Origin of the sequence: Cupriavidus sp. YAF13, assembly GCF_052113425.1 — a bacterium.
GTDB lineage: Bacteria > Pseudomonadota > Gammaproteobacteria > Burkholderiales > Burkholderiaceae > Cupriavidus.
The window spans coordinates 1-24,187 of record NZ_JBFRDD010000040.1 but is presented as its reverse complement, the minus strand read 5'-3'; the positions used below and the strand labels follow the sequence as shown (position 1 = coordinate 24,187).

At 65.6% G+C, this 24,187-nt stretch carries 21 protein-coding genes; 7 read left to right on the top strand and 14 right to left on the bottom strand.

The genetic code is table 11. From position 1 onward, the window contains the following. Positions 1-80: 80 nt before the first annotated feature. Positions 81-1,760 (bottom strand): hypothetical protein, encoded by a 1,680-nt coding sequence (locus AB4061_RS27800; RefSeq protein WP_441639469.1) that lies wholly within the window; start codon positions 1,758-1,760, stop codon positions 81-83. 238 nt (positions 1,761-1,998) lie between these two features. Between AB4061_RS27800 and blaOXA the strand changes: the two genes are divergently transcribed. After that, positions 1,999-2,820, top strand: a complete 822-nt coding sequence (blaOXA, locus tag AB4061_RS27795) for a class D beta-lactamase (RefSeq protein WP_441639468.1) — start codon at positions 1,999-2,001, stop codon at positions 2,818-2,820. Between the two features lie 29 nt (positions 2,821-2,849). After that, positions 2,850-3,737 (top strand): class A beta-lactamase, encoded by an 888-nt coding sequence (gene bla / locus AB4061_RS27790; RefSeq protein WP_441639467.1) that lies wholly within the window; start codon positions 2,850-2,852, stop codon positions 3,735-3,737. On the opposite strand, the gene rtcR is transcribed toward bla, so the two are convergent. Further along, positions 3,734-5,329 (bottom strand): RNA repair transcriptional activator RtcR, encoded by a 1,596-nt coding sequence (rtcR, locus tag AB4061_RS27785; RefSeq protein WP_441639466.1) that lies wholly within the window; start codon positions 5,327-5,329, stop codon positions 3,734-3,736. The two genes, bla and rtcR, sit on opposite strands and share 4 nt — an antisense overlap. A gap of 214 nt (positions 5,330-5,543) precedes the next feature. On the opposite strand from rtcR, the gene AB4061_RS27780 reads away from it, so the two are divergent. The 3 genes from AB4061_RS27780 to rtcA all read left to right on the top strand — a co-directional run bounded on the left by AB4061_RS27780 (position 5,544) and on the right by rtcA (position 9,814). Then, the gene (locus AB4061_RS27780) at positions 5,544-7,106 is read left to right on the top strand and encodes an RNA-binding protein (protein ID WP_441639465.1); all 1,563 of its coding nucleotides are present in this window, start codon (positions 5,544-5,546) and stop codon (positions 7,104-7,106) included. Positions 7,107-7,487: 381 nt separating this feature from the next. Beyond that, on the top strand, positions 7,488-8,714 hold the full coding sequence (locus AB4061_RS27775; RefSeq protein WP_441639464.1) for an RtcB family protein: 1,227 nt from the start codon (positions 7,488-7,490) through the stop codon (positions 8,712-8,714). Between the two features lie 80 nt (positions 8,715-8,794). Then, positions 8,795-9,814 (top strand): RNA 3'-terminal phosphate cyclase, encoded by a 1,020-nt coding sequence (gene rtcA / locus AB4061_RS27770; RefSeq protein WP_441639463.1) that lies wholly within the window; start codon positions 8,795-8,797, stop codon positions 9,812-9,814. A 27-nt stretch (positions 9,815-9,841) separates the two neighbouring features. On the opposite strand, the gene fliR is transcribed toward rtcA, so the two are convergent. From fliR to catA, 12 genes are all read right to left on the bottom strand, one after another. After that, on the bottom strand, positions 9,842-10,627 hold the full coding sequence (gene fliR, locus AB4061_RS27765) for a flagellar biosynthetic protein FliR (RefSeq protein WP_441639462.1): 786 nt from the start codon (positions 10,625-10,627) through the stop codon (positions 9,842-9,844). Between the two features lie 99 nt (positions 10,628-10,726). Beyond that, a complete protein-coding gene (fliQ, locus tag AB4061_RS27760) occupies positions 10,727-10,996 on the bottom strand; it encodes a flagellar biosynthesis protein FliQ (RefSeq protein ID WP_043353410.1) in 270 nt (89 codons plus the stop codon). A 34-nt stretch (positions 10,997-11,030) separates the two neighbouring features. Beyond that, positions 11,031-11,720, bottom strand: coding sequence for a flagellar type III secretion system pore protein FliP (gene fliP / locus AB4061_RS27755; RefSeq protein ID WP_174425299.1), 690 nt, complete (start codon positions 11,718-11,720; stop codon positions 11,031-11,033). A 149-nt stretch (positions 11,721-11,869) separates the two neighbouring features. Further along, positions 11,870-12,388, bottom strand: coding sequence for a flagellar biosynthetic protein FliO (gene fliO, locus AB4061_RS27750; protein WP_441639461.1), 519 nt, complete (start codon positions 12,386-12,388; stop codon positions 11,870-11,872). Further along, positions 12,385-12,843, bottom strand: a complete 459-nt coding sequence (gene fliN, locus AB4061_RS27745; protein WP_150990476.1) for a flagellar motor switch protein FliN — start codon at positions 12,841-12,843, stop codon at positions 12,385-12,387. Before fliN ends, fliO begins: the two co-directional genes overlap by 4 nt. Further along, positions 12,836-13,843, bottom strand: a complete 1,008-nt coding sequence (gene fliM / locus AB4061_RS27740) for a flagellar motor switch protein FliM (RefSeq protein WP_150990478.1) — start codon at positions 13,841-13,843, stop codon at positions 12,836-12,838. Before fliM ends, fliN begins: the two co-directional genes overlap by 8 nt. 150 nt (positions 13,844-13,993) lie before the next feature. Beyond that, positions 13,994-14,479: a flagellar basal body-associated protein FliL gene (fliL, locus tag AB4061_RS27735; protein WP_441639460.1), complete on the bottom strand. Its 486-nt coding sequence runs from the start codon at positions 14,477-14,479 to the stop codon at positions 13,994-13,996. 706 nt (positions 14,480-15,185) lie between these two features. Further along, a complete protein-coding gene (locus tag AB4061_RS27730; RefSeq protein WP_441639459.1) occupies positions 15,186-15,971 on the bottom strand; it encodes a 1,6-dihydroxycyclohexa-2,4-diene-1-carboxylate dehydrogenase in 786 nt (261 codons plus the stop codon). Positions 15,972-16,008: 37 nt separating this feature from the next. Further along, complete coding sequence (gene benC / locus AB4061_RS27725; protein ID WP_441639458.1) at positions 16,009-17,028, bottom strand: benzoate 1,2-dioxygenase electron transfer component BenC; 1,020 nt, start codon at positions 17,026-17,028, stop codon at positions 16,009-16,011. Positions 17,029-17,053: 25 nt separating this feature from the next. After that, a complete protein-coding gene (gene benB, locus AB4061_RS27720; protein WP_441639457.1) occupies positions 17,054-17,572 on the bottom strand; it encodes a benzoate 1,2-dioxygenase small subunit in 519 nt (172 codons plus the stop codon). Further along, the gene (benA, locus tag AB4061_RS27715) at positions 17,569-18,957 is read right to left on the bottom strand and encodes a benzoate 1,2-dioxygenase large subunit (RefSeq protein ID WP_441639456.1); all 1,389 of its coding nucleotides are present in this window, start codon (positions 18,955-18,957) and stop codon (positions 17,569-17,571) included. Before benA ends, benB begins: the two co-directional genes overlap by 4 nt. Before the next feature lie 122 nt (positions 18,958-19,079). Next, entirely contained in the window at positions 19,080-19,994 is a 915-nt protein-coding gene (catA, locus tag AB4061_RS27710; protein ID WP_441639455.1) for a catechol 1,2-dioxygenase, read from the bottom strand. A gap of 196 nt (positions 19,995-20,190) precedes the next feature. Between catA and AB4061_RS27705 the strand changes: the two genes are divergently transcribed. Then, positions 20,191-21,108, top strand: a complete 918-nt coding sequence (locus tag AB4061_RS27705) for a LysR family transcriptional regulator (protein WP_441639454.1) — start codon at positions 20,191-20,193, stop codon at positions 21,106-21,108. A gap of 175 nt (positions 21,109-21,283) precedes the next feature. Next, positions 21,284-23,869, top strand: a complete 2,586-nt coding sequence (gene acnB, locus AB4061_RS27700) for a bifunctional aconitate hydratase 2/2-methylisocitrate dehydratase (protein ID WP_441639453.1) — start codon at positions 21,284-21,286, stop codon at positions 23,867-23,869. Positions 23,870-24,187: the final 318 nt, after the last annotated feature.

Genomic DNA, 24,187 nt, shown 5'->3' with positions numbered 1-24,187 from the left:
ATTCTTATATCTCCCTGTTATCCCTGATTGCGAGGCGGAAATATACGGATGGGATGTTTCGGCGCGATGAATGTTATGTGTCAGCCTGTCCGGCGTGGCGTGTTTTTTGCCTTGCGGGCAGGGCGTGGTGCGGCCCGGATGGCTTCGGTGGCGGCCAATTGCAGCTCGCGTGGCAGTGCGGTGATGGCTGAGATGAAGAAGCGGCGCTCCGCCGGGCGCAGCTTGCCGAGCAGCCCGGCCAGGCGCTCCACCRTGGCAAACGCGGCAGGCGTGGCGCCATGCTCGAAGGCGTGGAACCAGCTCGCTTCCAGCAGCAGGTTGGCGAGCGGCAGGGCGCCGTAATGCACGTGGCCGGTGTCGTGCTCGTCGAGCGCAAAGCTGGCCAGCGACGACCAGCTGATAAAGCCCTTGGCCCGGGCAAAGGGCGCGTGGAAGGGGCGCAGCGCGTCCACCGCTTCATCCAGCAGCAGCGGCTGTTGCGCGCGAAACGCCTTGAGCGCCCCGCCACCGTCCTGCGCGCAGTTGCCGCGCGCAATGCGCAGCAGGAAGATGATGTTCCACGCCGAGCCGCCGCCCACGCCAAAGCGGTCGCAGATCCATTCCGACAAGCCCAGCCAGCGCACGGCCTGGCGCTGCACCTGGCCCGCGGGCCACGCGCGCCGGGGATCGATCAGCGCGTGGTTCCAGAACAGCCACAGGCAAAGGCCAAGGTTGGCCGCCACGTGCTGCGCGGCATCCACCGAGTCCGCCTCATAGGCTGCCTGCAGGGCGCCGGAGAAGCCTGCCACGGCCGCTTCGGCCGCTTGCCGCGCCGCCTCTGGCTGCGTTGCCATGTCGCGGATCGCCACCGTCTTGTGGATCAGCGCCCCGAGGTTAAGGGTCTCGAAGCGCACGCGCGGGTTGTAGCGCACCACGGGCTGCAGCGCCGGGTCGGCGGCAAGGCCTTCCAGTTCTGCCTGCGCCGCCTCCATCTGGTTGCACGCATAGCGCTCCCAGGCCCGCACCACGCGCGCCATGGCGGCGAAGGTGGGTAAGGCCGTGTCCACGGTGCCGGTGCCCACGATGCGATCAAAGCGCTGGAGCGCCGCGCGGCTGCGCGCAAGGTCGTCGCCGCGGCGCCAGGCCAGGCTCTCCTTGAGCAGCGCGAAGGCGTGCTGGAAATCGTCGGTGGCGCAACGCTGCGCGGCGCGCAGGGCGTCCGCTACCCCATTGCTGGCACCACCACCCGCAACGCCGGCAACGCCCACGCCGTCCTGCATGCCGCGCATGGCTTGCGTGAGGTGGCTCCAGTAGCTGATGTCGCGCATCACATAGTCGACCGCGGGGTGGGCCTCGTCCCCCTGGCGGGCGGCGTGCTTCGCGGCGGCAGTGCCCAGCCCCACAAAGCGCGCCAATGCCGCATCGCCAGCGCTGCGGCCATCGACGGTGAAGCGCACGCGCTTGCCCGCCGCCGGTTCGATCCAGAACGGCCCGCGGCTGCGGCGCGCCGGATTGAGGCCCGCGATGCCCCGGCCCCGGTCCGGTCCCCAGCCCACCGGCACGCCCCAGCGTGCGAAGTCGGCAAAGGCGCGTGAGACCATCATGCGGATATTGGCGGCCTCGGGGAAGCGGGTTTGCAAATGCGCCGCCGGCAGGCTGCCCCCGCGGTCGCGCGCGGCCGCGCAGACGGCGGCGAGCAGCCACAGGCTCTGGTAGCGTGCGGGCTCGCCGTTGACGAGGTAGGGAGCGGATAGCTCGATGGCAAGGGCGGGCTGGCGCATGCGGGACTGTTGTGTGCGGGACGTTGAAACGGGACTTTGCGGCGGCACTTGCTAGCGGCACTCGCTAGCGGCACCTCCTAGCGGCACCTTCTAGCGGGACGTATGGGAATTGTGCCATCAGCGTGCGCGCTGAGGATGCCATGTTACGCAGGTTACAGCCAGCGGGCTTGGCGTCATGCCGCCGCGCTCCTATGCTCCGCTTCGTGCGCCGGCCTGGCCAGCCAAATCGATCGCGCTCATGGAAATCACGGAGATCATCTTGAAGCCAATCGCCATTTTTGCCGCGCTTTGCGCGGCGCTGTCTTTCTCAACCGCCCGTGCCGAGCTGACGTGCACGGTCCTGGCGGATGCCAGTAGCGGCAAGCTGCTTAAACAAGAGGGCACCTGCGACCAGCGCGTGACCGCGGCATCGACATTCAAGGTCCCGCTCAGCCTGATGGGCTTCGACGCGGGACTGCTGGCGGATGAGCACGCGCCAGCCATGCCGTATCGCGAGGCGTATCGCGAGAGCAACCCGGCCAAGCGCGTCACCACGGACCCGCAGAGCTGGATGAAGACCTCGGTCGTGTGGTACTCGCAGCAGTTGACGCAACAGCTTGGTCAGGCGCGCTTCGCGCGGTACATCCGTGCGTTCCAGTACGGCAACGGCGACGTCTCCGGCGACCCCGGCAAGCACAACGGGCTGACGCACTCGTGGCTTAGCTCGTCGCTGAAGATCTCGCCGCTGGAGCAGGTCGCTTTCCTGCAAAAGGTGGTCAATCGCAAATTGCCCGTGACCGCGCATGCCTATGACATGACAAGCCGGATCATGGCGCTCGGCGAGTTGCCAAACGGATGGGCCGTTTACGGCAAGACGGGCACCGGCGCCCCGCGCCTGGCCAATGGCGCCGAGGACTGGAGCCACGGCTATGGATGGTTTGTCGGCTGGGCGGCGAAGGACGGCCGGAACGTCGTCTTTGCGCGCATGATCCAGGATGAGAAGAAGGAGCCTGTCAGCGCAGGATTGCGCGCGCGCGATGCCTTCATGCAGGCGTTGCCGGGACTGTTGGGATCGCTCTGATGCAGCCGCTCAATCACAGGAAAGGACCGATGACACATTGCCCCGTTCGCCGCACACTGCTGCTCGCCGCCGCGACGGCCCCCTTCGCCGCCGCCTGTACGCCGTGGGCCGGCAGGACCGAAGGGCGCGCCGCGGCGCAAGACCGCCTGGCCGCGCTCGAATCCGCAGCAGGCGGGCGCCTTGGCATCGCCGCGCTGAACACCGCCAGCGGCGCGCGGCTCAGTCACCGCGCAAACGAACGCTTTGCGCTGTGCAGCACATTCAAGGTGATCGCCGCGTCCGCCGTCCTGCAGCGCAGCGCAACGCAGGACGGGCTGCTGCAACGGCGCATTGCCTACAAGAAGGACGAACTGGTTGCCTATTCGCCGATCACCGAGAAGCACGTTGGTGACGGCATGACGGTAGCCGAACTGTGCGCGGCCGCCCTTCAGTACAGCGACAACACGGCCGCCAACCTGCTGATGAAGCTGCTTGGCGGCCCCGCCGCCGTGACCGCGTTTGCCCGTGCGATCGGCGACGACCAGTTCCGGCTCGACCGCTGGGAGACCGAGCTCAACACCGCACTGCCTGGCGACCCGCGCGATACGTCGACTCCCGCGGCCATGGCGGCTAGCCTGCAACGGCTCGCGCTGGGCGATGCGCTGGGCGTGGCAGAGCGCGAACAGCTGGTGGCATGGATGCGCGGCAATACCACCGGCGCCACGCGGATCCGCGCCGGCGTGCCGGCGGACTGGCAGGTGGCGGACAAGACGGGCTCCGGCGACTACGGCACGGCCAACGACATCGGTGTGGCATGGCCGCCCGGAAAACCGCCCATCGTGCTGGCCATCTATTTCATGCAACCCGGCAAGGACGCCGCCTATCGCAACGACGTGCTGGCCTCCGCCGCGCGGATCGCGGTCGAGGCGCTCAGCTAGGACTGGCTCGCGGCGGCGAAGGTCAGGCCGAATTTGCCGAGGTACTTGGCCAGCCGGTCGCTGTCGTTGCTGCTGCTCTTGCCCAGCCGCGATACGGCAAACAGCGTGCGCCCGGCCTCGGCCCGGCTCTTGCTTCGGCGGCACACGCCCAGCACATAGTCGAGCTGCACCAGGTCGAACGGGTCCGTGGCGGCCAGCACGGCGGGATCCAGGATGGCCAGCGCCTGGCCCTGCGCCACCGCCTGCTGGGCGCCGTCCTGCCACGAGTCGTTCAGCCGCGCGATTTCCGCGTCCACGACGCTGGTATCGATGCGGCCGCTGTCGGCCAGCGTCATCATGCGCGTCACCGACGCGGCGAGGTCGCGGAAGTTGCCGCGCCAGCAGGCCTGCGGCGATACGGCAAAATCCAGCCAGGCCTGGCGCGCTTCCTTGTTGAAGCGCACCTGGCTGCCGAGCTCGCGCGCCTGGCGCACGAGCTCGTAGTCCAGGTTGGGCTCCACGTCCTCCGGGCGCTCGGCCAGCCCCGGCAGCCGGTAGGTCCACAAGTTGATGCGGGCAAACAGGTCCTCGCGAAAGCGCCCGGCGCGCACCTCGGCGCGCAGGTCCCGGTTGGTGCCGGCGATCAGCTGGAAATCGCTCTGCACTTCCTTGTCGCCGCCTACCGGAAAGAAGCGCTTCTCCTCGATGGCTTTCAACAGCATCGCCTGCTCGTCCAGCCCCAGCTCGCCAATCTCATCCAGGAACAGCAAGCCCTGATGGGCCGAGCGCAGCCAGCCCGTGCGCTCGCCCTGCGCGCCGGTAAATGCACCCTTGACGTGGCCGAACAGCGCCGACATGGCGCCGTCGCCGCGGATGGTGGCGCAGTTCACTTCCACAAAGCCGCCGCTGAGCTGGTGGCGGCCCTTCTTCAGCTCGAACACGCGCCGCGCCAGGAACGACTTGCCGGCGCCGGTCGGGCCGGTCAGCAGCACCGGCGCGCGCGAGCGCAGCACCACGCGCTCGATCTCGTCGATCATCTGGTTGAAGGCGGCGTTGCGGGTGGCAATGCCGGATTTGAGCAACGACACCGCATCCTGCTGCTCGCGCGAGAAGCGCGCGGCCAGCTGGTCGTAGCGGGACAGGTCGAGATCGATGGCGGCGTAGTGGCCCGGCTGGCCGCTGGCCTGCCGCAAGGGCGGCGAGGTCTGCAACAGGCAGGCCGGCAGGTAGCGCGCCTCGGTCAGCAGGAACAGGCAGATCTGCGCCACGTGGGTGCCGGTGGTGATGTGTACCCAGTACTGCTCGCGCTCCGTATCGAAGCGGTAGCCGCGCGTGAACTCATGCAGCGAAGCATAGACCTCGCTGAAATCCCAGGGATCCTCCAGCGCCAGCAGGTTCAGCCTGACCTCCGTCTGCGGCGAGACCTTGGCGATGTCGGCTGCGACCTGCTCGGCCAGCGCCCGGTGGCGGCCGGTATAAAGCAGCTCGAAGCGATCCAGCAGCAGGTCTTCGTGCTGGCACAGCGCCACACTGGGCCGCCATTTTTCCCAGCGCGCGGAGCCTTTGCCCCGGTCGAGCTGCGTGCCGATGAAGCCGATGACGACCTTTTTCATGTTCTTTGTATTTATAGAAAACTAGATAAATATATAGATATTAGGCGGGGATAACAAGCTGGAGACTGGCGCATTTCCTGGCGAAATTCAATAAAAATCGTTTTGAATCATAGGGTTGTATATTTGTTGATGCTTGCCTGCAGCCCCTGGCACGCCGATTGCGAAATAGAGACCATCGAATCCGACGCAACCTTGTCTCCAGCGGAGAATGCAAATGGCAAATACCAATCTGTTCCAAAGCCTGCGTGGCCGCTTCCTGCCACCGGCAGACGCGATCAACGAGGCGGGCGGCGCTGCCTATGCCCTGGGACGCGAACATCGCCTGGCGCAGTACGCGGCAACGGGCTGCCTGAACGGCACCTTCTATGCCAGCGCCGAAGCGCAGCTCGACGCCGTGATGGCGCTGTGCGAGGACGTGGATCCGGCCTTTATCGCCAAGGCCGCCGTGTATTGCCGCGAGCGCGGCTATATGAAGGACATGCCGGCCCTGCTGTTGGCCGCATTGACCGTGCAGGGCCCGCAGTACCTGCCGGCGGTGTTCGGCCGCGTGATCGACAACGGCAAGATGCTGCGCACCTTTGTGCAGATCCTGCGCAGCGGCGCGGCGGGCCGAAAGTCGCTGGGCACGCGGCCCAAGAAGCTAGTGCAGCAATGGCTCAACACGGCCGATGAGCGTGCGCTGCTGTCGGCATCGGTGGGTACCAGCCCGTCGCTGGCCGATGTGGTGAAGATGGTGCACCCGAAGCCGGCGCAAGCCTGGCGTGCCGCCTTCTTTGCCCGGCTGATCGGCAAGCCGTATGACGTGTCTGCGCTGCCGCCGGTGACGCAGGCCCTGGAGGCCTACAAGCTGGCGCGGGCCGAAGGGCGGCAGGCACCGGTGCCGGCTGTGCCGTTCCAGATGCTGGCGTCGCTGGACCTGGATACCCAGGCCTGGGCCGAGGTGGCACGCCATGGCGGCTGGCAGATGGTGCGCATGAACCTGAACACCTTTGCGCGCCACGGCGTGTTTGCCCTGCCGGGCATGGCGGACGAGATCGCGGCAAAGCTGCGGCAGGCCGATGCCATTGCGCGGGCCCGGGTGTTTCCGTACCAGTTGCTGGCCGCGTACCACGCCGCCGGGGAAGACATGCCGGCGGGCGTGCGCGAGGCCTTGCAGGATGCGCTGGAACTGGCGCTGGCCAATGTGCCGCCGGTGGCGGGCCGCATGGTGGTTTGTCCTGATGTGTCGGGCTCCATGCACTCGCCGGTGACGGGCTACCGGGCGGGGTCGAGCAGCGCGGTGCGCTGCGTGGACGCCGCGGCGCTGGTCGCTGCAACCTTCCTGCGCAAGCAGCCGGACACGATGGTGCTGCCGTTCAAGGAGGAAGTGGTGAAGCTGACGCTGAACCCGCGCGACACGGTGATGACCAACGCGCAGAAGATGGCGGCGATCGGCGCGGGTGGCACCAACTGCAGCGCGCCGCTGGCGTGGCTGAACCATCGCCGCGTGTGTGCCGACGTGGTCATGCTGGTGTCGGACAACCAGTCGTGGATGGATGCACGCCATGGCGAAACGGCCACGTTGCGGGAGTGGGAGCGTTTCAGGCAGCGCAATCCCAAGGCGCGGCTGGTGTGCCTGGATATGCAGCCCTACGTGTCCAGCCAGGCACCGGATCGCGACGACATCCTGAACATCGGGGGCTTCTCCGACTCGGTGTTCCAGATCGTCGCCGCCTTCGCCGCCGGGCAGCTGCAGGCCGGCCACTGGGTGGGCGAGATCTCGGCCACGGCGTTGTGAAGTTATGAGGTTGTGAAGTTGTGAAGTTGTGAAGTTCGGCGGTGACTGGCGAATGCCGGGCAGACTACATCCGAGGCTTGTCTGTCCTATCCCTTGTCGCTGGTTACCGCCCCCGAGCCAGCATACCCCAGCCGCCGCGCGTGGCGCCTGCGGTATGCGGACTCGCCACGAATGCTGGCCAGGATTACATCTGGTGATTGCCGGTTCAATTCCGGCCGCTGCGGCATATGCAGCGTAAATCCTGCCGATCCTTGTCGTGGCGATGCCGCATTGCCCTACGATTAGAGTGCCGGTTCCACAACCATTAGCCGTCCACCTTATTTGGTATCTTGCTGGCCAACGCCAGCGTAGTCCCGCCGCAAGGCAAAGAGAGATGAAGACATGAGCAAGGAGAATTACGACGTATTCCAGTCCGGCACCGGCCGCCCGGTCAAGATGTGGACCCATGGCGTGCCCGTCGATGACGGCGCGCGCGCGCAGCTCGCCAACACCGCACAGATGCCGTTCATCTTCAAGCATCTGGCCGTGATGCCGGATGTACACCTGGGCAAGGGTTCCACCATCGGCTCGGTGATCCCCACGCGCGGCGCCATCATCCCGGCGGCGGTGGGCGTGGACATCGGCTGCGGCATGATCGCCGTCAAGACCACGCTAACCGCCAGCGACCTGCCCGATAGCCTCGGCCCGCTGCGCAGCGCCATCGAGAAGGCCGTGCCGCACGGCCGCTCCAATAACCGCAGCGGGCGCGACAAGGGCGCCTGGGGCGAGGTGCCGGATGCGGTGGACGCGAGTTGGGCCGCGCTGGCAGGTGGCTTCGAGCGCGTCACGCAGAAGTACCCGAAGCTGGCGCGCACCAACAACCGCAACCACCTGGGCACGCTGGGTACCGGCAACCACTTTATCGAGGTCTGCCTGGATGAGAGCCAGTCTGTCTGGTTCATGCTGCACTCGGGCTCGCGCGGGGTGGGCAATGCCATCGGCAACACCTTTATCGAGCTGGCGCAAGCGGATATGCGCCGGCACTTCATCAACCTGCCCGACCGCGACCTGGCCTACCTGGTGGAAGGCAGCAGTCACTATGAAGACTACGTGTTCGCGGTGGAGTGGGCGCAGCAGTACGCGCGCCGCAACCGCGAGACGATGATGGCCAACGTGCTGGACGCCGCGCGCGCCGTGATCGGCAAGCCTTTTGCCACGGAGATGGAGGCGGTGAACTGCCACCACAACTATGTGCAGAAGGAGCGCCACTTCGGCGAAGACGTGCTGGTCACCCGCAAGGGTGCGGTCAGCGCCAAGGCCGGCGAGCTTGGCATCATCCCGGGCTCGATGGGCGCGCGCTCCTACATCGTGCGTGGCAAGGGCAATGCGGAATCGTTCTGCTCCTGCAGCCACGGCGCGGGCCGCACCATGAGCCGCGCCGAAGCCAAGCGCCAGTTTTCGGTGGAAGACCAGCGACTGGCCACGCAAGGCGTCGAGTGCCGCAAGGATGCCGAAGTCATCGACGAGATCCCGATGGCCTACAAGGACATCGACGCGGTGATGGCGGCGCAGTCCGACCTGGTCGAGATCGTCCACACGCTCAAGCAGGTGGTGTGCGTGAAGGGCTGAAGGCAGCAACTGCCGCCGCCGGGGACGAACCTGTCCCTGGCGGCGCTGGCATAACAACAAGAACAGAAGAGTTTTCCGTGATGATTGAAATCGACGGTTCCTACGGCGAGGGCGGGGGCCAGATCCTGCGCACCGCGCTGTCGCTTGCCATGGTGACCGGCACGCCCGTGCATATCGCCAACGTGCGCGCCCGGCGCAGCAAGCCCGGGCTGATGCGCCAGCACCTGACCGCCGTGGTGGCGGCGCAGGCCATCAGCGGCGCGCGCACCGAAGGTGCGGCGATCGGTTCGACAGCGCTGACATTCGAGCCGGGGCCCGTGCGCGCCGGCAACTACGACTTTGCCATCGGCTCCGCCGGCAGTTGCACGCTGGTGCTGCAGACCCTGCTGCCGGCGCTGTGGTCCGCCGCAGGCGACGACGGCTTCACGCTCACCCTGTCCGGCGGCACCCACAACCCCATGGCGCCCTCAGCCACCTTCCTGCGCGACGCCTGGCTGCCGCTGATGGCCCGCATGGGCGCGCCTGCCGAGCTCGCGCTGCGCCGCCACGGCTTCTATCCCGCCGGCGGCGGTGAGCTGACAGTAAGCGGACGCTCGGGCGCGGCCTGGCGCCCGCTGGCGCTGGACGCGCGTGGCGCATCCGGCAAGCCCGATGCGCGTGTGCTGATCGCCGGCGTCCCGTTCCACGTAGCTCGCCGCGAGCTCGACCTCGTTGGCGAGCAGATGGGATGGGACGCCAGCCAGTTGCACGTGGGTGGCCTGCGCCACGAGGAAGGCCCCGGCAACGCCGTGCTGCTGACGCTGCCGCACGAGCACGTGACCGAGGTCTTCTGCGAGTTCGGCGAGAAGGGCCGCTCCGCGGAAAGCGTGGCCGCCGCCGCGTGCCGCCAGGCCAGCACCTACCTGGCCGGCAAGGGTGCGGTCGGCCCGCACCTGGCCGACCAGCTCCTGCTGCCAATGGCCCTGGCGGGCGGCGGCAGCTTCACCGTGGACGAAGTGACCAATCACGTGCGCAGCAATGCAGAAGTGATTGCCAAGTTCCTGCCGGTGGATATCGGGTTTGAAGCGGTGGACGGGTGTACGCGGGTGGTGGTTGCGTGAGGGGGCGGGTCTGCCGAGACCTGACCCTCACCGCCCAAACTGCCCCAACACCGTCGCCACCGTACTCAACCCGCCCTCGATCAGCCGCGCCATGAAGGTGCTCATCTGCGGCATGATCAGCATCATCATCAGGATGCCGCCGCCCAGCGTGACCGGGAAGCCGACCGCGAAGATCGACAGTTGGGGAGATGCGCGGTTCAGGATGCCCATGGCGAGGTTGAGCGTGAGCAGCGCGGCGATCAGCGGCAGGGCCAGCAGCATCCCCGAGGAGAACACGGTGGCGCCGGAGGCGGCCACTGCTGCCCAGCCGGCGCCGGTGAGGGGCTGAGCGGCGATGGGCAGGCTGGCGAAGCTATCGGCGATGGTGGCCAGCAGCAGCAGGTGGCCGTCCATGGCCAGGAACATCAGCATGGCGACCACGTTGAGAAAGCGCGCCAGCACCATGGTCTGGCCGCCGGAGGAGCGGTCGTAGAAGGAGGCGAACGACAGGCCCATCTGCAGGCCGATGGTTTCGCCGGCGAATTGCACAGCGGAGAACACCAGCCGCATGCTGAAGCCCATTGCCAGCCCGATGCCGACCTCGTTGAGGATGATCAGGAAGCCTTCCAGCGAGTACACCGGCACCAGCGGCAGGTGGTCGATGGTGGGCGAGATGATCACCGCCATCATGGCCGCCAGGCCAACCTTGGCGCGTCTCGGGATGGTCGACTCGCCAAACAGCGGGGCGGTGCCGATCAGGGCCAGCAGGCGGAACAAGGGCCAGAGGAAGGCGGCGATCCAGGCGTAGAGCTGGGCGGAGGTGACGGAGAGCACGGCGGCTGTTGCGGCGGATACGGCTGTTGCAGCTATTGCGGCGTTAGATGTCGCCCAGCGCAGCCAGGTGCGACGCCAGGCTTATCGGACGCATCAGACTCAATGCACCAGGGCGGGAATGCCCTGGAACACTTCGCGCATGTAGTCGACAAAGGTGTTGATCATCCACGGGCCGGCCAGCACCATGGTGGCGAACAGGGCCAGCAGCTTGGGGATGAAGGACAGCGTCATTTCATTGATCTGCGTGGCGGCCTGGAACAGGCTGACCACCAGGCCGGCCACCAGCGCCACCAGCAGTAGCGGCGCGGACAGCATCAGGGTCATTTTCATCGCCTGGGTGGCGATGCTCATTACGGTTTCCGGCGTCATGGCGAAGGCCTTGGGTGGGGCTAGCGCCCCGTGATCAGTTCAGGAAGCTCTGCGCCAGCGAGCCCAGCAGCAATTGCCAACCGTCCACCAGCACGAACAGCATCAGCTTGAATGGCAGCGCGATGGTGGCCGGCGGCACCATCATCATGCCCATCGCCATCAGCACGCTGGCTACCACCAGGTCGATGATCAGGAAGGGGATGAAGACGGTAAAGCCGATCTGGAACGCGGTCTTGAGCTCGCTGGTGACAAAGGCGGGCACCAGGATGTGCATCTGCACGTCTTCGGGGCCCTGCATCTCGGGCACCTTGGCCATCTGGGCAAACAGCGCCAGGTCCTTCTCGCGGGTCTGCTTGAGCATGAAGGTCTTGAGCGGCGCGGCGGCCTTGGCGGCGGCGTCTTCCAGGCTGAGCTTGTTCTCGGACAGCGGCTTGTAGGCGTCGGTGTAGATGCGGTCGAACACCGGCGACATGACAAAGAAGGTCAGGAACAGCGACAGCCCCACCAGCACCTGGTTGGGCGGGGAACTGGCCGTGCCCAGCGCATTGCGCAGCAGCCCCAGCACGATGATGATGCGGGTGAAGCCCGTCATCATCAGCATGGCCGCGGGCAGGAACGACAGCGAGGTGAGCAGGACCAGCGTCTGCACCGACAGCGACCAGGTCTGGCTGCCGCCCGGGCCGGCTTTGCTGGTCAGGCCGGGCAATGCCTGCGCCTGGGCCATGGCGGGCAACAGCACCAGCGCAAGGCAGGCGCTCACCAGCAATGCCGCAAGCGCAAGCCGGGAGGGTTGGCTGGCGCATTCGCGCACGGACCGGAGATGGCGTTGCAGGTGGTGTTGCAAAGTGCGCCGGGAGGCGTCAGGCAGGAAATTCATGACTTCAGGTTGTCTTGCATGGCGCGCAGCAGCTTTTGTCCAAAGCTGCCGGCCGAGCCCGGGGTTGCCGTGCTGCCGGAGGGGTGGTCCGGCTTGTGCGCGGCTTGCGCGGGCAACGTGTGGAGCGTGCGAATCTCGCCGGCGCTCACGCCCAGCACCAGGCAGGTGTCGCCCACTTCCACCATCACCAGGCGCTGGCGGGCGCCGAGCATGGTGCTGCCTACTACCTTCATCTGGCCGCCCTGGCCGTGCCGGACCAGGCCGGCGCGGCGCGCCAGCCAGGCCAGCAACAGGATCAGGGCGATGACGGCGAACAGGCCGAGGCCAGCTTGCGCCAGCCCCGTTGCGCTGCTGACCGGGACATGGCTGCCGGCCCCGGCGTTGCTGGCGATCGTGCCGGTACCGGCGGGGCTGGCCACCGCGGCACTGGCTTGCGCGTACGCGCTCGCCGCATGCGCCAGGCCCACGCCGGCGGCAAGCGCAGCGTTGGCGGTCCGGCGCAGGCCGGCTTTCATCGGTTGAGCTTCCGGATGCGTTCGGACGGCGTGATGATGTCGGTCAGGCGGATGCCGAACTTATCGTTCACCACGACGACCTCGCCCTGGGCGATCAGGTAGCCGTTGACCAGCACATCCATCGGCTCGCCGGCCAGGCCGTCGAGCTCCACCACCGAGCCCTGGGCCAGCTGCAGCAGCGTCTTGATCGGCACCTTGGTGCGACCAAGCTCTACCGTGAGCTGGACCGGGATATCGAGAATCATCTCGATATCGTTGTGGAAGCCGCTCGGTGTTTCCTTCTCCAGCGGCTGGAAGACCTTGGAGGCGGCTGGTGTGGCTGTGGCTGGCGTGGCGGCGACAGCCTGGGCAGGCGCGGCGGCAGCGGCGATATCCTCGGCGCTGGTCTGCTCCGCCAGGGCGCTGGCCCAGTCGTCCATCGGGTCGGCCGGCTTGTCGTCTTTGCCGTCAGTCATGGTCGGTTTCCTTGTTGGAATCGATTTCTTGGTGATTGATCATCCGTTCTACCCGCAACGCATACTGGCCGTTCATGGTGCCAAAGCCGGCCTGCAGCACGGGTACGCCATCGACCTTGCCGAAGACCTGCTCGGGCAGCTCGATGGGGAGTACGTCGCCGACGCGCAGCGCCAGCACTTCGGCTACGGTGCTTTCCACGTGGGCAAATTCGGCCACCAGATCCACCTCCGCCGAGCGAATCTGCTGCGACAGCTGGGAGATCCAGCGCTTGTCTACTTCAACCTCGTCCTGCAGCGGGTTCATCAGCAGGTCGCGCACCGGCTCGATCATCGAGTACGGGAAGCAGACGTGCAGCTGGCCACCCACCGCGCCAAGCTCGATATGGAAGGCGGTGGTCACCACCACCTCGCTGAGCATGGCGATGTTGGCAAACTTCGTGTGCATTTCCGAGCGGACATATTCCAGCTCGATGGGATGCACGGCATTCCAGGCCTGGCCGTAGCTGTTGAGCGCAAGGTCCAGCAGGCGCCGGATGATACGCTGCTCGGTCTGGGTAAAGTCGCGGCCTTCCACACGGGTGTGGAAGCGCCCGTCGCCACCGAACAGGTTGTCGACCACCAGGAACACCAGGTTGGGGTCGAACACGAACAGCGACGTGCCGCGCAGCGGCTTCATGTGCACCAGGTTCAGGTTGGTCGGCACCGGCAGGTTGCGCACGAAGTCGCCGTACTTCTCGATCCGCACCGAGCCAACCGAGATGTCGGCGCCGCGGCGGATGAAGTTGAACAGCTGGGTCCGAAGCTGGCGGGCAAAGCGCTCGTTGATGATTTCGAGCGTGTGCAGCCGGCCGCGCACGATGCGCTCTTGCGTGGCCAGGTTGTACGGGCGCACGCCATCCTCGGAGACCGGCGCGGCGACCTCGGGCGTATCGGTCTCGCCTGACACGCCTTTCAGTAGTTCGTCTACCTCGTCCTGCGAGAGAAACTTGTCGTAGGCCATCTAGTGTCCTGCCCCTTGAGTGCCGTGATGAATGAAAGCGACCATGTACCGATCAGCCCGCGCGCTGGCGTTGGCGCGCGCGCTGTGAGACAGGCAAGGAAAACAAGGACGCATTCATATCGGAGTTGCTGGTGGGGCAGGGCAAAGCGCTTACTGCACCACGAAGGAAGTAAATAGGACGTCCAGGATCTGCTGCTTGGGCAGGTTGGGCGCGAACGGCTGGCTGATGACACTCTTGATTTCCTGGGCCAGCTTGCGCTTGCCGTCCACCGTCGCCAGATCGGGCGGTTGCTTGGCCGACAGCAGCAGCAAGATGCGGCTGCGGACTTCCGGCAGGTACTCGGTGATGCGCGCCTGGTCCTTCGCGTCCGCCACCTTGAGCGACAAACCGGTATGCAGGAAGCGGTCGCCGTCATCGCTCTTCAGATTGACGGTAAATGCTTCCAACGGCACAAAAATCGGCGGCGGTACAACCGGAGCGGCAGGCGCGGCCGGTTGGCGGTTACTCAGGATGTTGCCCAGAAAAAAGCCCCCGGCACCCAGCGCCGCGACGAGCACGACGCCGAGCACCAGCAGCAGTCGCCCGCGCTTGCTCGTGTTGCCGTCAGCCTGGGAAGAAGTGAGCGTATTCGCCATGAGATGCCTGTATCGGAATGCCTTGCCATTCTTGAGGGAATGACCGGCAAGCAAAGGGCCGAAAAAAAGGGTGAAACCCGCTCAGCTTGGCCCTTTGAGCCGAACAGGTCTTGTCATCCGAGCTACGCGGATGGTCTTACAGGGGTTAACGAATGACGGGCACGGAACTTGAGTGGATGTTTGACTAAAAGCCGCGCTGGGTACCGGATAGCGGGTGACGGACCAGGAAACCGCGATGATTTGCCAGGTTGGCGAGATGGCGGCAGGCAGGCGCAGGTGGCTGCCATGGGCGTGGGGTCGGCGCGGGCGATGGCGCCGCCGCTTGTCGCGCCGCGTTGCTAAGTGATTGATTGGATTACGGATTTAATCTGCCGCCGGGACGGAGCGGAGAACGGCGTGCCAGCTGGGGCTGGCGCCACGCCGTGCCTGGTGAGCCGTGCGAGCCGGCTGCGGACCGCGATATCCGCATACCCGGGTCAACCCATTCGCGTGTGGCGTTACGCGTCCGGGGCGGTACAGGAATATGCTCTTAAAGGCATATTCCGGAGGTGGGCAATACGTTGTGCGCCTCACCATCCAGGGCGTCGCCCCGACAACGCCGCCTCCAGCTGCTTCGGGAAGAAAAAACACGAACATGCGAAGCGTTAGTCCGCTGGAAGCGCGTGCGGTGGCTATCGGGGAGGGCGCGAGCCGGCGTCGCCGCGGCTCAGCCGAGGTCGCCGCCGCCGACGGGCAGCACTGTGCCGGTGATGTAAGAGGCCTCGTCGGACGCCAAAAACAGAATCGCGCGCACCTGTTCATCGATGGTGCCGTAGCGGTGCATCAGGCTGGATGCCATGGTCTGGTCGACGATGCCCTGGTACCACGCGGCTTCCCGCGGGGTCTGCTCCGCCGTGTTGCGGGGCACTTTGCGCGGCGGCGCTTCGGTGCCCCCGGTGGCGATCGCATTGACGCGGATGCCGTCCTGCGCGTGCTCGAAGGCGAGGCTGGCGGTCAGGGCGTTGACGCCGCCCTTGGCGGCTGCGTAGGGCACGCGGTAGATGCTGCGTGTGGCGATGGACGAGACATTGACGATCACGCCCTGCTTGCGCGCGATCATGCCGGGCAGCACGGCGCGGCAGCACCACAGGGTGGGAAACAGCGAGCGGCGGATCTCGGCCTCGACCTGCGCTTCCTCGTATTCCTGGTAGGGTTTGGCCCAGATAGTGCCACCCACGTTATTGACGAGGACATCGATGCGGCCATGTGCCTCCAGCGCCGCGCTGGTCATCAGGCAGGCGCCGGCATAGGTCTCCAGGTCGGCTTCCACAGCCAGTGCCTGGCCGCCGTTCGCGAGGATTTGCGCGGCGACCTCATGCACCAGTGCCGAGCGGTCGACCAGCACCAGGCTGGCACCCTCGGCCGCGGCGGCGAGCGCCACGCCGCGTCCAATCCCCTGCGCCGCGCCGGTTACCACGGCGATTTTTCCGCTAAAGCGCGCGTTGTTGTTCATGGCTTGTCTGTGATGTCTGTGATCCGTGGACGGTGGGTCAGGCAGCGTTGCTGGCCGAGAATTTTTCGTAGTGGAAGCTGGCCGGCGTCACCCCGGCGTCCTGCAGCCAGGCGCGCACCGCGTCCACCATGGCAACGGGGCCGCACAGGTAGATGTCGACATCGCCGCCGTTGAGCCAGTCCGGCTCCACGTGCTGCGTGACATAGCCCTTGCGGGTTTCGCTGCTGACCGGATCGAGCACGCAGGTGCGGTACTCGAAGCCGGCGAGCTTGCGCTTGGCTTCGTCTAGCTGTTCCAGGGCCACCAGGTCGATCTCATGCGTCACGCCGTACACCAGGCGGATCGGATGCGGGCTGCCGTTCGCGGCCAGCACGTCCAGCATGGACAGGAAGGGTGCGATGCCGGTGCCGCCCGCCAGGAACAGCACCGGGCGGGCCACTTCGCGCAGGTAGAAGCTGCCATAGGGGCCGGCGAAGGAAATGGGCTGGCCGGGCAGCGCCTGCTTGCTCAGGAACTCGCTCATGCGGCCGTTGGGCACGTTGCGCACCACGAACGAAGTGCGCGCGGCGCCGGGGGCGGAACTGAACGAGTACGAACGGGTCAGGCCGGTACCCGGAATCTCCACGTTCACATACTGTCCCGCCAGGAAGGTCGGGGCAGCGGTATCGCCGAGGTCGATCGAGAACCCGATGGTGGAGTCCGACAGCTTGTCCACCGCCGCCAGCTTGCCCTGGTAGCTGGTCACGCCGGTCTTGCAGGCGGCCGACGAGGCCGGCACCTTGATCACGCAATCGGAGCGCGGGCGGGTCTGGCAGGCCAGCACGTAGCCCTTGGCCGCTTCCTCGGGCGTCAGCGCGTCCTCGATATAGCTCGACGCCGGCAGGTCGTACTCGCCGGATTCGCACAAGCCGCGGCAGGTGCCGCAGGCGCCGTCGCGGCAGTCCAGCGGGATATTGATCTGCTGGCGGTAGGCGGCGTCGGACAGGGTTTCGTTGGCGGCGCAGGTGATGAAGCGGGTAACGCCGTCTTCAAACTGCAGAGCGATGTTGTATTCCATGGCGTGGTTCCTCCGGCGCGTCGGCTCAGATGTGATAGATGTCGATGACCTGGTTGATGTAGTCGTTCTTGAGCACGACATACTTGTCCAGGATCTGCGCTCGCCCGCCGGCAAAGTCGATGACGTAGCGCGACATGCCGAAGTAGCAGTAGTTGGTCTTGTAGCGGTGGCTCAGCGTGTGCCAGTTGAAACGCACCGTGCAGACGTTGCCTTCCTGGCGCTCCAGTTCGACGTTGCTGAGGTTGTGGCTGGTGCGCGTGTCCGGCATGGTGGCGCTGGAGCGCTCGGTCTTGATGCGGAACACGCGGTCCTCCAGGCCTTGGCGGTTCGGGTAGTAGATCAGCGAGATCTCGCGCTGCGGATCGGTCACCAGGGTGTCGTCATCGTCCCAGGACGGCATCCAGAACGCGGCATCCGGGTGATAGCAGGCCAGCCATTCATCCCACTGTTCGTCGTCAAGCAGGCGGCTTTCGCGGTAGAGGAAGGCCTGGATCTCGGCAAGGCCGATGGGTGCGGTAGGTGCGGTAGCTGCGGTCGTGCTCATGCTTCGCTCCCGACGCTGCTGATCTTGCTGGCTTCGGCACCCGTGGCCTGCTTCATCACGTCCAGCCAGTAGCGGTGCTGCACCGTGTACAGGCCTTCGTCCTCGGTCTTGACGCCGCTCATCAACGGCTTGAGGCCAATCTTGCGGGCGGCCTCGTCGGCGCCTTCCACCCAGTGCGTGGCGCCGCGGCACATGTCGTTCCATGCCACCGCGCTGCCGGCATAGCCTTGCTGGCAGGCGCGGAATTCTTCCAGGTCGTCGGGCGTGGCCATGCCGCTGACGTTGAAGAAGTCCTCGTACTGGCGGATGCGGCGCGCGCGCGCGTCGTCGGCTTCGCCCTTGGGCGCGATGCAGTAGATGGTGACTTCGGTCTTGCCAACCGACAGCGGGCGCAGCACGCGGATCTGCGAGCCGAACTGGTCCATCAGGTAGACGTTGGGGTACAGGCACAGGTTGCGCGAGTTCTGGATCATCCAGTCCGCCGTCTCGGCACCGCAGCGCTCGGCGAATTCATCACGCCGGTTGAAGTTCGGCCGGTCTTCCGGGTTGGCCCAGCGTGACCACAACAGCATGTGGCCGTGGTCAAACGCGTAGAAACCTCCGCCTTGCCGGCCCCAGTTGCCCGCATCCATGGCCCGGATCTTGTCCTCGCGGGCGTTTTCCTGCTTGCGGTGATTGGTGGTGGCAGCGTAGTTCCAGTGCACGGCGGAGACGTGGTAGCCGTCGGCGCCGTTCTCGGTTTGCAGCTTCCAGTTGCCCTCGAAGGTATAGGTGGACGCGCCACGCAGCACTTCCAGGCCGTCGGCGGACTGGTCCACGATCATGTCGATGATCTTGGCCGCCTCGCCCAGGAAATCCTTGAGCGGTGCGACGTCCGGGTTCAGGCTGCCGAACAGGAAGCCGCGATAGTTCTCGAAGCGCGCCACCTTCTTCAGGTCGTGCGAGCCTTCCTTGTTGAAGCAATCGGGGTAGCCGGCACCTTCCGGATCCTTGACCTTGAGCAGCTTGCCGCTGTTGTTGAAGGTCCAGCCATGGAACGGGCAGGTGTAGGTCGCCTTGTTGCCGCGCTTGTGGCGGCACAGCATGGCGCCGCGATGGGTACAGGCGTTGATCAGCGCGTTGAGTTCGCCCTGGCGGTTGCGTGCGATCACGATCGGCTGGCGGCCGATGTAGGTGGTGTAGTAATCGTTGTTGCCGGGGATCTGGCTTTCGTGCGCCAGGTAGATCCAGTTGCCCTCGAAGATGTGCTTCATCTCGAGTTCGAACAGGGCCTCGTCGGTGAAGGCGCTGCGATGCAGGCGGTGGTCGCCGGTCTCGCGGTCTTCCACCAGGTAGTCGTCCAGGCGCTTCAGGGCCGGGCTGTGGTCCGGGTAAATGGGGATCATGAGGTGTCTCCTGCATCCGTGGCGGATGCGCCGGGCCGTGAGGGATCCTCAGGGCGGCCCTGATGTTGCTGCGTCGTTGCTGATGCTGTCGGAGGCGCCTGAGATGCCTCAGGCGCCGGGGCTTACGCGGCGGCGCGCGTGCGCTCCACTTCCGGTGCCGGCGCTGCCGCGCAATCGGCGTACAGGCGGAAATCGAAATCGATGGAGGCAAACGGCTTGTCCAGGCCGTGCTCGGCCAGTGCCCGCGGGGACTCGATGTGCCTGATCGCTGGCACCAGGCCCTCGCGGCTGGCAAAGGCAAAGTCGTCCCACAGGTATTCGTCGCCGTCGATGTTGATCTGGGTGGTCAGCTTGCGATGGCCGGCTGCGGACACGAAGAAGTGGATGTGCGCGGGGCGCCGGCCATGGCGGCCCAGCAGGTCCAGCAGCCGCTGCGTGGTGCCCTGCGGCGGGCAGCCATAGCCCATCGGCACGATGCTGCGGAACTGGTAGCGGCCCTCGCTATCGGTGGTGATGGTGCGGCGCAGGTTGAAGTCGGACTGCGTCTTGTCGAAGAACGAGTAGTTGCCGAGCAGGTTGGCATGCCAGACCTCCACCGCGGCGCCGGGCAGCGGCTTGCCGTCGGTGCCGAACACCGTGCCCTGCATGAACAGGACTTCGCCCTGGCCATCTTCGCTGCCGTCGTCCAGCCGCGCGAAGCCTTCGCTCGCGGGCGCGCCGGCGACATACAGCGGGCCTTCGATGGTGCGCGGCGTGCCACCGGCGAGACCGGCCTTTGCCTCGGCTTCATCCGCGCGGATGTCCAGGAAGCGCTCCAGGCCCAGGCCGGCGGCCAGCAGGCCAAGTTCCGGGCCGGCCTCGGCGAAGTACTCGATCCCCTTCCAGACTTCGCTGGCACTCAGGTCCAGGTCTTCGATCGCCTTGAAGAGATCGGTGGTCAGGCGGACCACCACGCTTTGCACACGCGCATCGGCCTTGCCGTTGGCGGTGTCGAGGATGAACGCTTTCACCAGCGCTTCGATTTCCGGGTGCGTCATTTGTCTGCTCCTTGTCTCTGGTTTTCTATGTGGGGTCCGTCTTTGCAGTGGCATTCCGCCAGGGCAGCGTGATTCGAACTAAAATGCCATAAAGGTATAAAAAGTCGTTGTCACAGCCTGATGCGAAGGATAGGAGTGCCAAAATCGGCGGTCCAACACTGTTTTAGTATTGGCTGAATACTCAAAAGGTATAGTCGTGGACTTGCGTCACTTACGTTACTTTGTTGCCGTCGCGGAGGAGCTCAACTTCACCCGCGCGGCCGAACGGCTGCATATCGCCCAGCCGCCGCTGAGCCGGCAGATCCAGCAACTGGAAGAGGGCCTGGGGGTGCAGCTCTTCGAGCGCAACGCGCGCCCGCTCAAGCTGACCGAGGCCGGGCGCTTTTTCTATGCGCACGCCCAGCAGTTGCTGGCGCAAGCCGCGGAACTGGAGTCGATGACGCGGCGGGTGGGGCAGATCGAGCGGAAGATGTCGCTCGGCTTTGTCGGATCGACCCTGTACGGCATGCTGCCCAAGATCATCCGGCGCTTCCGCACCGAGCACCCGCAGATCGAGCTGAGCCTGGTTGAGATGACCACCATGGACCAGATCGCCGCGCTCAAGCAGGGCACCATCGACGTGGGGTTTGGCCGCATCCGGCACGAGGACCCGAACGTGCGCCGGGTCGTGCTGCGCGAGGAGCGGATGATCGTGGCGCTGCCGGTCGGGCACCCGCTCTCGCTGGCCAAGCCCGTGCTGGCCCTGCACGACCTGCTGGGCGAAACCCTGATCATCTTTCCCAAGGCGCCCCGCCCAAGCTATGCCGACCAGGTGCTGGCAGCGTTTCACGACCGGGCCTTGCAGCCCGGGCGCATCCATGAAGCGCGCGAGCTGCAGATCGCGCTGGGGCTGGTGGCGGCCGGGGAGGGTATCTCGATCGTCCCGAGCAGCGTGCACGGCCTCAAGCGGGACGACATCAGCTACCGGGAGCTGGACGATCCCAACCTGGTCTCGCCCATCATCATGAGCATGCGCAGGCTCGACGAGACCGAGGAGATCAGCGCCATGCTGGACATGATCTACCGGCTGTATGAGGAGGAGAAGCTGGTTTTTCTGCCGCCGAGCCAGGAGTGATGGCGGGTGGCCTGATCGCGCCGGGGGAACTCTTGTATGCGGCCTGGCCTTGATTTGATTGGGTTTTCTGTTTTCAACTCTTATATAAGATATAAGACGTTTGACCCAAGGGGGCACTTTATTTTACAATCGCGGCACAACTGGTTTTTATAACCCTATCACCCCGCAGGTTCCCATGCTTGAAAACTATCGCGCCCATGTAGCCGAACGCGCCGCGCTTGGCATCCCCCCTCTGCCGCTGACCGCCAAGCAGACTGCGGAGTTGATCGAATTGCTGAAGTCCCCGCCGGCTGGCGAGGAACAAGTCCTGGTCGACCTGATCACGCATCGCGTGCCGGCTGGCGTGGACGACGCCGCCAAGGTCAAGGCTTCGTACCTGGCCGCCGTGGCGCTGGGCAAGGAAGCCTGCCAGCTGATCTCGCGTGCCAAGGCAGCCGAGCTGCTGGGCACCATGCTGGGCGGCTACAACATCTCCCCGCTGATCGAATTGCTGGACGACACCGAGATTGGTCCCGTTGCCGCTGAAGCGCTCAAGAAGACGCTGCTGATGTTCGACGCCTTCCACGACGTCAAGGAAAAGGCCGACAAGGGCAACGCCATCGCCAAGTCCGTGCTGCAAAGCTGGGCCGACGCCGAGTGGTTCACCAGCCGTCCGGAAGTGCCGCAAAGCCTGACCGTGACGGTGTTCAAGGTCACCGGCGAAACCAACACCGACGACCTCTCGCCGGCGCCGGACGCCACCACCCGCCCCGACATCCCCCTGCACGCGCTGGCCATGCTGAAGAATGCGCGCCCGGGCATCACCCCGGAAGAAGACGGCAAGCGCGGCCCGGTCAAGTTCATCGAATCGCTGAAGGAAAAGGGCAACCTGGTTGCCTACGTGGGCGACGTGGTCGGTACCGGTTCCTCGCGCAAGTCCGCCACCAACTCGGTGTTGTGGTTCACCGGCGAAGACATTCCCTTCGTGCCGAACAAGCGTTTCGGCGGCGTGTGCCTGGGCAGCAAGATTGCCCCGATCTTCTACAACACCATGGAAGACGCCGGCGCACTGCCGATCGAGCTGGACGTGTCGCAGATGGAAATGGGCGACGTGGTCGAACTGCGTCCCTATGATGGCAAGGCCCTGAAGAACGGCCAGGTCATCGCCGAGTTCACCGTCAAGTCCGACGTGCTGTTCGACGAAGTGCGCGCCGGCGGCCGCATTCCCCTGATCGTTGGCCGTGGCCTGACCGCCAAGGCACGCGAGGCGCTCGGCCTGGCCCCGTCCACGCTGTTCCGCCTGCCGCACAACCCGGCCGACACTGGCCGCGGTTTCACGCTGGCCCAGAAGATGGTTGGCCGCGCCTGCGGCCTGCCGGAAGGCAAGGGCATCCGCCCGGGCACTTACTGCGAACCGAAGATGACCTCGGTGGGCTCGCAAGACACCACCGGCCCGATGACCCGCGATGAGCTCAAGGACCTGGCTTGCCTGGGCTTCTCGGCCGACCTGGTGATGCAGTCGTTCTGCCACACCGCGGCTTATCCGAAGCCGGTCGACGTCAAGACCCATCACACGCTGCCGCAGTTCATCAGCACCCGTGGCGGCATCTCGCTGCGCCCGGGCGATGGCGTGATCCACTCGTGGCTGAACCGCATGCTGCTGCCCGACACCGTCGGCACCGGCGGCGACTCGCACACCCGCTTCCCGATCGGCATCAGCTTCCCGGCAGGCTCGGGCCTGGTGGCGTTCGCCGCTGCCACCGGCGTGATGCCGCTGGACATGCCGGAATCSGTGCTGGTGCGCTTCAAGGGCAAGATGCAGCCTGGCGTCACCCTGCGTGACCTGGTCAACGCCATTCCGCTGTACGCCATCAAGTCGGGCCTGCTGACCGTGGCCAAGCAAGGCAAGAAGAACATCTTCTCGGGCCGCGTCCTGGAAATCGAAGGCCTGCCCGACCTGAAGGTCGAGCAAGCGTTCGAGCTGTCCGACGCTTCCGCCGAGCGTTCGGCCGCCGGTTGCTCGGTGCGCCTGAACAAGGAACCGATCATCGAGTACATCAACAGCAACATCACGCTGCTGAAGTGGATGATCGCCGAAGGCTACCAAGACCCGCGCAGCCTGTCGCGCCGCATCCAGGCCATGGAAGCCTGGCTGGCCGATCCCAAGCTGCTGGAGCCGGATGCGGACGCCGAGTACGCCGCCGTGATCGAGATCGACCTGGCCGACGTGCATGAGCCCATCGTGGCCTGCCCGAACGACCCGGACGACGTCAAGACCCTGTCGGAAGTGGCTGGCGCCAAGATCGACGAAGTCTTCATCGGTTCGTGCATGACCAACATCGGCCACTTCCGCGCAGCCTCCAAGCTGCTCGAAGGCAAGCGCGACATCCCCGTCAAGCTGTGGGTTGCCCCGCCGACCAAGATGGACGCCAAGCAACTGACCGAGGAAGGCCACTACGGCGTGTTCGGCACGGCTGGCGCCCGCACCGAAATGCCGGGCTGCTCGCTGTGCATGGGTAACCAGGCACAAGTGCGCGAAGGTGCCACGGTGATGTCGACCAGCACCCGTAACTTCCCGAACCGTCTGGGCAAGAACACCAACGTGTACCTGGGTTCGGCCGAGCTGGCCGCGATCTGCTCGCGCCTTGGCCGCATCCCGACCAAGGAAGAGTACATGTCGGACATGGGCGTGCTGGCCACCAACGGTGATCAGATCTACAAGTACTTGAACTTCGACAAGATCGAGGACTTCAAGGGTGTGGCGGATACGGTGACTGTGTAAGTTGCATCGGTTTTCTAGCCGTACATTTGAAAGGCCCCTTGCGGGGCCTTTCTTTTATGGTTTTGTCGGCGGTATTGGTGGTATTGGCGGTATTGGCTTTTGGGAGCAAGGGCTGGGTTTTGTGGGGTTTTTGGTTCGTCTTGAACGGCGTTGGCGTTTGCACCCAAGTGCCATACGACATCCCCCTGCGGGGGCTGCCGGTCACTTATATGAACGCGCCCCGCCCTCCCATGGAGCGCGAGACGTCGAAGAAGTCTTGCGGGGTGGGGCAAAACTGCCCTGGCGGTAAGGGGCCCCTCCAGGACCGAACGGCATCGC